Below are 10,370 nucleotides of genomic sequence, written 5' to 3'. Positions count from 1 at the left end.
TTCAGCTTCCTTGATCATGCTGACAATTTGGGTTTCGGTGAACTTGCTTTTTCTCATCGTAAATTTTCCTATTTTAGTTAATGGAAAATTCTACTTATGAACTGTTTCATTTTTTGGGGGAGTTACAAATGCTTGAAGTGTTGTAAGGGCAATCGTTCGGCTTCAGAGTTTTGTTTTCGACTTTGTTGATGGCATTGATCATTTCTTTTTGGATTTGATAGTAGGTTGTTTTGAGATAAAACACTTTGTTATTTTCGCCGTCAGATTGAATTTGCATCGCTTGTTTTGAAGCCATTGATACACCTTCTCTAGTTCGTCAAGAGATAGGGCACGGTTGCGGCTTTGTTCTACACCGCCCGCATCTGACACGTTAAATGCTTCAGCTGGGTTTGAGGTGCGTAAATCTAGCTTAATTGCATGCCTGAATAGCTGCTTGCAGTACATGAGCGCGTCATTTGCAATGCTTGGGCGGTCACTTTGCGCAATGCGTTGTATCGCGCCGCGAATATCTCTAGGGTTTACTTTTCCGATTGCTAACCCACCAAAATAAGGGGCGAGATCTTTGGTATAAATACGTCTAGGGATATTTGGGTGCTTTAAGCGTTTTTCGCATTCTTGCAGCCAGTCTTCGGCAAGATCATTGACGGTTTTTAAGGTTTCGTTATCGAGGCGCATTTTTTCGGCTTGAGGGTCGATGTTTTCATTTTTCACATCAAGCACAATTTGCGCTGACTTTAAGCGTGCCTCAGCCAATGAAACATCGGGGTATTTGCCGAAGGTGATTTCTCTGCGCTTTTTATGAATTGTATATCTAACTACCCAAAAAACGCTTCGCTCTTTACTGATTCGAATATAAAGGCCATTCCCAATTGAGTGATAGCCTACTTTACCCGTTTTGATTAAAGACTTAATTTGCTGAGCGTTGATTTTGTTTGCCATATCATACCTTTACAATAAAAGTGGTGGCAGATTTTTAAAGTTTGGGGCAAATTTTGAATTTTTTCAAAATCTGCCACCATTTCTGCCATCATTTTTTCATTACAAAGAGCAATTCGGGGCAACAGGTTGAAACACGTAAAACTTATAACTCTAAGATTTTAAAGGCTATTTTAACACTCAGAAACAGCCTGAAACATTACTCGATGTTTTGAATTTGCTCGCGCATTTGCTCAATTAGAACTTTAAGTTCAACGGCGGCGTTGGTGATCTCGCTGTTGATTGACTTTGAGGCTAGGGTGTTAGATTCGCGGTTGAATTCTTGCATCATAAAGTCTAAACGACGGCCACAAGCGCCTCCTTTTTTGAGGATTTTGTGGGTTTCTTTGACGTGTGACTTGAGGCGGTCGAGCTCTTCTGCAACATCTTGCTTTTGCGCAAGGTAAATTAGCTCTTGCTCTAGGCGGCCTTCGTCGATGTCGGTTTTTAGTTCTTCTAATTTTTGTGAAAGTTTTTCACGTTGCCACTTAGTGACTTCAGGCATGTAGCCTTCAACGATGGCAACTTGCTCTAGAATACCTTCAAGACGGGTGATGAGCATGGTTTCTAGGTTTTCGCCTTCACTTGCTCGTGCAGCTTTAAAGTCTTCTATTAGCTCATCAAAGCCACCTAACAGTTCGCTGTTTACGGTGTCTAAATCGACTTCTTCTGCTTCCATTACGCCAGGCCAGCGTAGAATATCTACAGGATTGATATCACCGCCGCTTTGTGATTGTAGCCACTTGGCGCTTTCAACAAGTTGCTTTGCAAGCGATTCGTTGACGGTTAGTTGGCCAACGTGCGCAGGATTTGCGGTGAACTTTAGGAATACTTCAACTTTGCCGCGTTGTAAGTGTTTACGCAGGCGTTCACGTATTACTGGCTCTAAGCCTCTAAATTGTTCTGGTGCGCGGATAAAGGTTTCGAGGTAGCGTTGATTAACTGAACGAATTTCCCAAACCCCAGTGCCCCAGTCACCTTTCACTTCTTTGCGGGCGTAGGCGGTCATACTATGGATCATATAAAGTCCCTAAATTAGCTTGGTTTAACCGGAGCATTATAGCCGAATTTCCACACAGCCCTAAAGTGAATTTTATTTTTAGTCGGATCGCGTGGCATAGTCTCTATGATCCCTTTATAATGTACGGCAAATTTTGATGATGGGGGAACGTGGATGCGTCCAAGCGAAAGAACTGCAAATCAGATCAGGCCGGTTACATTTACTCGTAACTATACAATGCACGCTGAAGGCTCAGTAATGGTAGAGTTTGGTAACACTAAAGTGTTATGTACGGCTTCTGTAGAAGCGGGTGTGCCACGCTTTATGAAAGGTCAAGGCAAGGGCTGGATCACCGCAGAATACGGTATGCTTCCGCGCTCTACACATACGCGTAACAACCGTGAAGCGGCACGTGGCAAACAAGGCGGCCGTACCATGGAAATTCAACGCTTAATCGCGCGCGCTCTCCGTGCCGCAGTTGATTTAAAAGCGTTAGGTGAGAATACCATTACTATCGACTGTGATGTTATTCAAGCGGACGGTGGTACACGCACGGCGTCAATTAGCGGTGCTTGTGTGGCATTGGTAGATGCACTAACGCACATGCGTGCCAAAGGCATGATCAATGTAAACCCGTTAAAGTTTATGATCGCGGCAATCTCGGTTGGGGTTTATAAAGGTCAGCCAATTACCGATCTTGAGTATCTTGAAGATTCAGAAGCAGAGACAGACATGAACGTGATCATGACTGAAACTGGCAAACTGATTGAAGTACAAGGTACAGCTGAAGGCGAACCGTTCTCGTTCGACGAGCTAGATGAGTTACTTGGTCTTGCGAAACATTCAATTCGTGAAATCATTGATCTACAAAAGCAAGCGTTAGCGTAATCAACACTCAGTAGGAAAAACATGAAACCGTATCAAAAAGAGTTTATTGAATTTGCCTTAGAAAAGCAGGTGCTTAAGTTTGGTGAGTTTACGTTAAAGTCTGGTCGTACTAGCCCTTATTTTTTCAATGCAGGCTTGTTTAACACAGGTCGTGATCTGGCGCGTTTAGGTCGTTTCTATGCTTCGGCATTGGAAGATGCTGGCATTGAGTTTGATGTGTTGTTTGGCCCAGCGTACAAGGGGATTCCTATTGCGACAACGACAGCCGTTGCACTTGCCGATCATCACAACAAAGATGTGCCTTATTGCTTTAATCGTAAAGAAAAGAAAGAGCATGGTGAAGGCGGTAACTTAGTTGGTTCGGCGCTTGAAGGTCGTATTATGCTTGTTGATGATGTGATCACAGCGGGTACTGCTATTCGTGAGTCGATGGAGATCATTGCCGCTAATAGTGCAGATCTTGCCGGTGTATTAATCGCATTAGATCGCCAAGAAAAAGGCAAAGCTGAGCTTTCTGCTATTCAGGAAGTTGAGCGTGACTTTAATACTCAAGTGGTGTCTATCGTGAAATTGGCTGATTTGATTACTTACCTTGAGCAACAAGGTGGTATGGATGCGCACTTAGATGCAGTTAAAGCATACCGTGATAGCTATGGTGTAGCGTAAGCCTACGATTTTCTGCAGATGGCTAGTACTATGCTAGCCATTCATTCACTTCTTTTTTATCTCGGTTTTATTGTGTGTCTTTACACAGCTCTTAATTCAAACTCACTATCGGTATATGGCGTAGTGCCCAATTAGCAAGTTCAACTCGGTTGCGTGAATTGGTTTTTTTAAATGCGCTATAGATATGCGTTTTAACTGTGTGACTACTGATGTTTAGTCTATCAGCGATATCTTCGTTTTTAGCACCAGCAGCAATAAGCTTGATCACAGATTTTTCTCTGCCGGTAAGCATATTTAATTCTTCATTACTTAAGATGATGTCGCTGTTAGGCAATGCTTGTGGCATGGCGGCAATCAGTTCGCTAAACGCCTCTGAAATAGCACTTCGACAAAACCAAAGCTCGCCTTTGAGCACACTGCTTAACCCTTGAAATAACGTCTCTGGCGGAGCGTTGCGATAGAGTATGCCTTTCACATTGCCAAGTAGCGCCGTTTTTTCATTAACGTTGTCTTCATTGGCATTAAATAGCAGTACCTTGTGCTTAGCCGCCAATAGCTTTACTTCAGCACTGATAAGTTCATTACAATCTCGGTGTTCTGTATCTACCAAAAATAACGCGATTTGTTCGCGTTGCGCAGACTCTGGTAGTCGAGTGTCGACTTTTACCGTATGTCCCAGTGTCTCAAGCACTTTGATAAGCACGGTATAATTTGTGGAACTGGTATTAGCTCGAGCATGAGTCAGAATAAAAAACGCTCGATCTTGCCATGCTAGCGAGTTATTGGAATATTCCTTTGCAAACATAGAAGTATTAAATCCTTTTTTATTCCTGATTAAATTTAATATACATTTGTTTTACAAAAATTTTAAGTTTTTTATTAGGCTCAAACTAAAAAGTTGAGCCTAATACCATGGTTGTGCAAGTTCACGTTACTTATATAACGCACGCCATGCACAAGTACGATACCCATTCTTCTCAAAAAAGAAGCGATTACAGTTATCGTCATAGTTGGAGTTACCCACATCTATACGATAGCCACTGATGTACCAATTATGCAGCGAAATATGCCCACCGTTGTACAGTAGAGAAAAGTGAACGTGAGGACCTGTTGATTGACCACCTTGGCACAATGCTGTTGCTTTATCGTCCGCGTAACGGCCAAGCCAAGCGCCTGCAGAAATGACATCACCAGTGTTATATTGCAAACTTTCCATATGGTAATACTGAGTTGAATAACCGCTTGAGTGAGTCACGCGAATATTACAAGCTGAGTAGCGAGTCACTGTGCCGCCGTGCGCTGCTTGAACCCAAGGTGTATTACTTCCCCAGCCACCTGAACCGTTATTAAAATCAAGCGAAGAGTAAGGGTAACCAGAGCCTGTATTTGAGTGTGCACCACCGCTATACCAAGCGTAACCCGACGGCCATGGAAAGCTCATGCTAAAGCTAGCAGCCGATACTGCCTGTGTTGAAGCCCGCTCACTAAAAGCGATGTTGCTGTCCGCTTTTAGTGCTAATGACTCGCCGTTAAATAATGTTTGATAGGTGTCTAATAGCTTGTTTGCAGATGTATGGGTTAGATCTGCAAGTGCAACGGTTGCTTCGTTTACCGCAGGTAACTTTTTGGCTTTGCCTTCATCGCGAAGTTTTTGAAATGCGTAGTACCTCGCACTCAGATTAAGCGCTACATCTTTTACTTGCGCATCAAACCCCTGTTCATGAGAGAGTTTACCAAACGGTGCAGAGAGGGATTGTTTATCTGGGTTGCTTATCACACCTGATTCAAGTTCCATTAGTGCCAGCAACAATTTAGGGTTAATACTGGCATATCCAGCATAGTGCAAGAGCACTTCGAGCTTGTCACTTAAATGTGGTGCCGTGCTGTCAAGCACTTGCTGCCAATCTACTTGTTGTAAAGCATTGCTGAAAAGAAACAGTTCAGGGTTTACTGCCATTACACTAGAAATAGGTAAGGCACTGATGTGTTCCGCAGTAAATTCAGGTATAGCTACTGAGTCATGCTGACCAGCAGCTGTTGCCTGATGTGAGAGGAGCGCGACTAAACACGCTGATAGATAGTGGCGTTTCATGTTGTATCCTTTCTGTTTGTTTTTTGTTCAATTAAGTTATACCTAAATGTGATTATTTTGTAAAATAAAAGTTTACAGTATGGTTTCTTTGATGTGGATCATATGTTCCTGATCCGATAGATTGGGTTTTAGGGTAAAAGCGACTATAGAAAATAAATTAATGTGATGTGGAGGTTGCTATGAGAAGGCAAATTACTCTGTCTCAGCTTGAAGAGTTGCTAGAGGAAAGGCAAGGGGGAGAGCGCCGAAAACAGCGAAGTAATGTTTTGCCTCTCGTCGAAAGGCGCAACCATGTTAGGCGAAAGTCTGATAGGCAATACTTGCACAATAGAGTTGAATAGCTCTCTCTATTCCTGTTTTGTCGTGAGCCCTGCATCCGAGTATAACGCGTAAGGTAGTTTATTAGTTTTTGCGTGATACATGGCTTTGTCGGCTTTAGCAACTAACTCTTCAGCCGATGTTGCGTCAGTGGGATAAATCACAGCACCGATACTCAAGTCTAGCTTTACTTCGCGGATGTTGGCGCTTTCATCTTGGAGACAGTAATTATCACTTAGCAAGTCATACTTATGCTGAGCCAGTTTTCGTAACTGGTTTTTTTCGGTCAGGTGAGGGGCGATAACCACGAATTCATCACCACCGTAGCGTGCTACAAAGTCCGAAGCACGTTTATACATTTTAAGTTTTGCCGACAGTATTTTTAGCAATTGGTCGCCTGCTTGATGACCAAGTTGATCATTGACTGGTTTAAAGTTGTCGAGATCAATAAACAACACACCAAATCCATGACCATATCGCTCTGATTCACTAATCGCTCTTTCTAGTTCGCTATCAAATGCGCCGCGGTTATGTAACATAGTGAGTCTATCCATAACCACCAGGTTCTCTAGATTCCGCTGCATTTCGTAGCGTTCTTTTGAGAAGGTGATTGTACGTGCCAGTAGTGGGCCGCTCACTTCATGTTTTGGGATATAATCTTGCGCACCAAGTTGAATTGCCTTTTCGCCAAACAGCGTTTCAGATACCCCAGTTAACACGATTATAGGGGCGCTGACGGGTAACTGCTTTACTTTAATCAGCGTGGTAAGACCTTGACTCTCATCGATATTCAAATCGATTAGGATGGCTTCAGGCCTGACTGTATTTAAGGCGGTTTCAAGTTGTTCTAAATTTTTAAAATGTTTAACGTTAAACTTTTGTCTACCGTCAGTACTTGCAAGTGTACGCTTTACTAAGTAAGCATCTTCATCGTTGTCTTCAAGAAGATAAATCAGCCATGTATTCATAGTTACCCTTGCACGACACAGTTATTGTCAAACCAATACTGCTTGATTAATTTGATCAACGACTCTAAATCACTTAAGCGTCCAGGCTTGGTAATATATGACTTAGCACCCAATTGATATGCTTTACGAATGTCACTGTGGTGAGTGGAGGTGGTATAGCATACCGTTATTAATTTATCGGCAACTTGTTCATTTTTTAAAGCTTCCATGACTTCAAAGCCACTCATTTTTGGCATGTTTAAATCCAGCAAGATAACTTGGTCGTAAGTTGCGATAGAATCGAGGTAATGTAGCAGCTCATGACCGTCAGAAAAAATTTTAAGCTCTGGCGCATTGGTAATACTGCTGTATGCTCTTTTAAAAAAGTAAACATCATCTGTATCATCTTCAACTAATAACAGTTCCATTATTACTCCTTAACTTCTTTTGGCAGTATGATTTCAAACAAAGCGCCATCATCACTTTGCAGGCATTTTATTGTGCCGCCATGTAGTTTTACGATTTGTCGGCACAGCGCAAGGCCAATACCACTGCCATACTCTTGTGTGGTGCCAAAACGCCTGAACGGTTCAAAGATTTGCTGGCGTCGAGATTTTGGGATCCCAAGTCCATTGTCTTTGTAATGGATCACCGTTTCATGGCCGGTTTGGCTGGCGTAAATTTGGACCACGGGCGTAAGCTCTGGTGACTTAAATTTAATGCTGTTACTGATTAAGTTTTGCAGCACTTGAAGAAAAAGCGAGGGATCAAGTTCGATGGGTAAATCACCATTCTCGAGTTTAATTTCTGCGCCGCTTTCCTCGATACTAAAGCTCATCACTTCACAGATATCTTCTAGCAATAAAGTTAGATTAGTTGTTTGTAGCTTCAACTCGTGGGAATGCAAGCGTGATAACTTGAGTAGGTCTTGGATCATTATCCGCATTCGTTGACTGGCATCTACCAAGCGCTCTATTTCAAACTTTGCATCGTCGTAGTCTTTCAACTCTGGCGTAATTCTTTGCGCCAAACTGTCCGAAAAAGCGGTGATCTTTCTGAGTGGCTCTTGCAAGTCATGAGACGCAATGTAGGCAAAGTGCTCAAGGTGGGCGTTAGATTCTTGCAGCTGTAATAGTAATTCGGTGTGCTCGGTCATATCGACAAAAGTACCCAGCATCAGCTCTGGCTCGCCATTGTGATCTCGAGTGATTACGGTATCGACAGAATAACACCAAACCCAATGCCCTTCTTTGTGTCTAAAGCGATATTTTATCGGGATAAGTTCACCGTCTTGGCTGGCTCTCACTTCATCAATATGCTCGTAAACGAGTGCGCGTTCACTTTCATGAAAACATAGCTCTAAATTTGAACTTTCTAACTCTTGAATTGTATAACCAAGGAGTTGAGTATAACGCTTGTTTATGCGCGTGTTTTTGTGGAGTTTTAAGTCGTAGAGATAAAGGCCACACACCGCTGAGTCAATCATTCGCTGTAAAAAGCGTTGGTTGTCTTCAAGCTCTTTTTCTGCGAATTTTCGCGCAGTAATATCGACGGCGATACCAACGATCCGCTCAACTTGGTTTTTACTGTCTTTAAGTGGATAAAGAGTCGTCTGATACCAATACTCTTTGTTTTTAAACGGTATCATTTCGGTGTAATCTACGGGTTTTGCGACCTCAACACAAAGTTGGTAGTTTTTTTCGATTCTATCTACTAGCTCCGCTTCTAACACTGTCCCCCTTAGTTCGCTGAGGGTTTTACCCAATATTTCATCAAGTTTGACGCCAGTGCGTTGACAAGCAAACTTATTGTACTCGAGCACTCGAAATGTTTGGTTTTCTTCTACCTTTAATAGCCAAATAGCCTGACTTGCACCTTCGTAGATGGCATTGAGAATTTTGTTTTTTTCCGCAATTTGCAGCTCAAGGGATTTTTTCTGATGGATATTTCTAAGTGCTCCAGACATCACCAATGCTTTACCGTGGTCGTCAAATTGGCTGTTGCCTACGGCGGAAAACCACGCGTATTCTCCTTTGTTGTCTCGCCCTAAGTACTCGACAAAATATTGATCTTTGGTGGCAAAGTGATGATCTATGGCATCTTGCACTTTGCCCTGATGGTCTGGGTGGATATGTGCAAACCAATCGTCATAGGTGACTTTTTCGTCGTCGCGCTTACCTATCATGGTTTTTAAACGAGATGAATAGCTGACGCTGTTGTCGACAACGTTCCACTCCCAAATGCCATCTTCGGTTGCCCCGATTGCACGCTTCATTTGTTCGGTGGATTCCGCAAGTGCTTGCTCTGTGCGTTTAAGTGACGATAGGTTATTAAACACCGCTAAAATGAGATTGGCACCGTCATGGGGTTCTTGTACTAAGCGCATCTCCATCGGGATTAGATTGCCAAATTTGTCTTTCACATGGCACAGTGCTTCTTTACTGTAATCGTTTTGGTTGAGTAGAGATTGGCTAATGGATTCTAAGCTGTCGAACGGATCATCCAAACTGACGATATCGTGTAGTCTCAGCCCAATTAATGCATCTGGCGTGTCGTACCCAAGCTCGCGATAAAAATAAGGATTGCACTTACTCACGGTGAGTAGCTGGTCAAGTAGCAAGGTACTAGTGGGTAAGGCATCGAGCATAAACTCGGTAACTCTGTGTTGGTCGAGTTGCGAATGAAGCGCCTGCTTTTCATCGGTAATACGTTTGAGCCTTGCGGTCACGCCATGGAATTGATTGGGAGTTGGGATTGCGACGGCGCTTGGGATAAGTCTAAAAAGATAAACCGCCGTTACCATTGAGATAAACGCTGTGACTGCTTTTGAAATGCCATGAATACCATAAGCGCCATGCCAAACGGTATAAACGCCAATTAAGTGCGTGAGTCCACATAAGGTGATGAAGCTACAGAACAACACAAAGACCCAATTTCTGCCAACGTCAGGGCGTTGTTTTGCATAAATCATAATCGCCATAGGAATAGAAAAGTAGGCGGCGGCTATCAAGATATCGGAGATGACATTGGTCCATAGCAGGTGAGGTTGCCACAAATAGCAATGACCATGCGGCATGTACGCGCTATTAAAAAATGACTCAAACGAGTTCAAATCCATGTTATTTCCTTACCTCAACGTAAAGCCGATTCATATAAAAACATCCGCCGTTAAGACGCTAAAAGCGCACTCAAGCTGCGATAGTAAAATACGCTTTAAAAGTCCTAATGCTCTGCTTTAACTGTAGTATATCTATTTGAAATTTCGACAAGAGGCGCAAGAAACCTGAACTTCGGATAATTAATGCCTTTCTAGCAGCCAGTTTTAGCGCTAACTGTGTTGAATTCACTTCCAATAGCCAGCTATTGGTGCGTAAATTCGCCTTGCCTACAGGACGTAGGTACCAGGGCGGTAGCAGGACGCGAGAGCGGAGTTATCCCCAAAACTCTCTGGCTAGATAAGAAAGTAATTTAATGTAACTTTAAA

General features: G+C 42.9%; 9 protein-coding genes. 2 read left to right on the top strand and 7 right to left on the bottom strand.

Annotated features, from left to right (window positions below; translation table 11 throughout):
* Positions 1-198: 198 nt before the first annotated feature.
* On the bottom strand, positions 199-939 hold the full coding sequence (locus L3V43_RS18510; RefSeq protein ID WP_237117112.1) for an integrase arm-type DNA-binding domain-containing protein: 741 nt from the start codon (positions 937-939) through the stop codon (positions 199-201).
* A gap of 196 nt (positions 940-1,135) precedes the next feature.
* Positions 1,136-1,996: a YicC/YloC family endoribonuclease gene (locus tag L3V43_RS18505; protein ID WP_235366947.1), complete on the bottom strand. Its 861-nt coding sequence runs from the start codon at positions 1,994-1,996 to the stop codon at positions 1,136-1,138.
* A 153-nt stretch (positions 1,997-2,149) separates the two neighbouring features.
* Between L3V43_RS18505 and rph the strand changes: the two genes are divergently transcribed.
* The gene (rph, locus tag L3V43_RS18500) at positions 2,150-2,863 is read left to right on the top strand and encodes a ribonuclease PH (protein WP_010377321.1); all 714 of its coding nucleotides are present in this window, start codon (positions 2,150-2,152) and stop codon (positions 2,861-2,863) included.
* Positions 2,864-2,884: 21 nt separating this feature from the next.
* The gene (gene pyrE / locus L3V43_RS18495; protein ID WP_010605678.1) at positions 2,885-3,529 is read left to right on the top strand and encodes an orotate phosphoribosyltransferase; all 645 of its coding nucleotides are present in this window, start codon (positions 2,885-2,887) and stop codon (positions 3,527-3,529) included.
* A gap of 91 nt (positions 3,530-3,620) precedes the next feature.
* Here the strand turns inward: pyrE and L3V43_RS18490 are convergent, their stop codons facing one another.
* The 5 genes from L3V43_RS18490 to L3V43_RS18470 form a co-directional block, all read right to left on the bottom strand.
* On the bottom strand, positions 3,621-4,334 hold the full coding sequence (locus L3V43_RS18490; protein WP_102056135.1) for a response regulator transcription factor: 714 nt from the start codon (positions 4,332-4,334) through the stop codon (positions 3,621-3,623).
* A 126-nt stretch (positions 4,335-4,460) separates the two neighbouring features.
* Complete coding sequence (locus L3V43_RS18485) at positions 4,461-5,621, bottom strand: M23 family metallopeptidase (protein ID WP_102056136.1); 1,161 nt, start codon at positions 5,619-5,621, stop codon at positions 4,461-4,463.
* A 347-nt stretch (positions 5,622-5,968) separates the two neighbouring features.
* Complete coding sequence (locus L3V43_RS18480) at positions 5,969-6,907, bottom strand: GGDEF domain-containing response regulator (protein WP_237117113.1); 939 nt, start codon at positions 6,905-6,907, stop codon at positions 5,969-5,971.
* Between the two features lie 2 nt (positions 6,908-6,909).
* Positions 6,910-7,314: a response regulator gene (locus L3V43_RS18475; protein ID WP_237117114.1), complete on the bottom strand. Its 405-nt coding sequence runs from the start codon at positions 7,312-7,314 to the stop codon at positions 6,910-6,912.
* A 2-nt stretch (positions 7,315-7,316) separates the two neighbouring features.
* Positions 7,317-10,004, bottom strand: a complete 2,688-nt coding sequence (locus tag L3V43_RS18470; protein ID WP_102056138.1) for a PAS domain-containing sensor histidine kinase — start codon at positions 10,002-10,004, stop codon at positions 7,317-7,319.
* Positions 10,005-10,370 lie beyond the last annotated feature (366 nt).

The sequence above is a fragment of the Pseudoalteromonas sp. L23 genome (assembly GCF_021728455.1).
Classification (GTDB): Bacteria; Pseudomonadota; Gammaproteobacteria; order Enterobacterales; family Alteromonadaceae; genus Pseudoalteromonas.
This window is presented reverse-complemented; position numbering and strand designations above follow the sequence as displayed.

What these genes read in the sequence shown, in the direction of transcription:
- L3V43_RS18485 (WP_102056136.1), bottom strand. Translation starts at nt 5,621, where the DNA reads ATGAAACGCCACTATCTATCAGCGTGTTTAGTCGCGCTCCTCTCACAT.
- L3V43_RS18470 (WP_102056138.1), bottom strand. Translation starts at nt 10,004, where the DNA reads ATGGATTTGAACTCGTTTGAGTCATTTTTTAATAGCGCGTACATGCCG.
- L3V43_RS18490 (WP_102056135.1), bottom strand. Translation starts at nt 4,334, where the DNA reads ATGTTTGCAAAGGAATATTCCAATAACTCGCTAGCATGGCAAGATCGA.
- pyrE (WP_010605678.1), top strand. Translation starts at nt 2,885, where the DNA reads ATGAAACCGTATCAAAAAGAGTTTATTGAATTTGCCTTAGAAAAGCAG.
- L3V43_RS18510 (WP_237117112.1), bottom strand. Translation starts at nt 939, where the DNA reads ATGGCAAACAAAATCAACGCTCAGCAAATTAAGTCTTTAATCAAAACG.
- L3V43_RS18475 (WP_237117114.1), bottom strand. Translation starts at nt 7,314, where the DNA reads ATGGAACTGTTATTAGTTGAAGATGATACAGATGATGTTTACTTTTTT.
- L3V43_RS18480 (WP_237117113.1), bottom strand. Translation starts at nt 6,907, where the DNA reads ATGAATACATGGCTGATTTATCTTCTTGAAGACAACGATGAAGATGCT.
- rph (WP_010377321.1), top strand. Translation starts at nt 2,150, where the DNA reads ATGCGTCCAAGCGAAAGAACTGCAAATCAGATCAGGCCGGTTACATTT.
- L3V43_RS18505 (WP_235366947.1), bottom strand. Translation starts at nt 1,996, where the DNA reads ATGATCCATAGTATGACCGCCTACGCCCGCAAAGAAGTGAAAGGTGAC.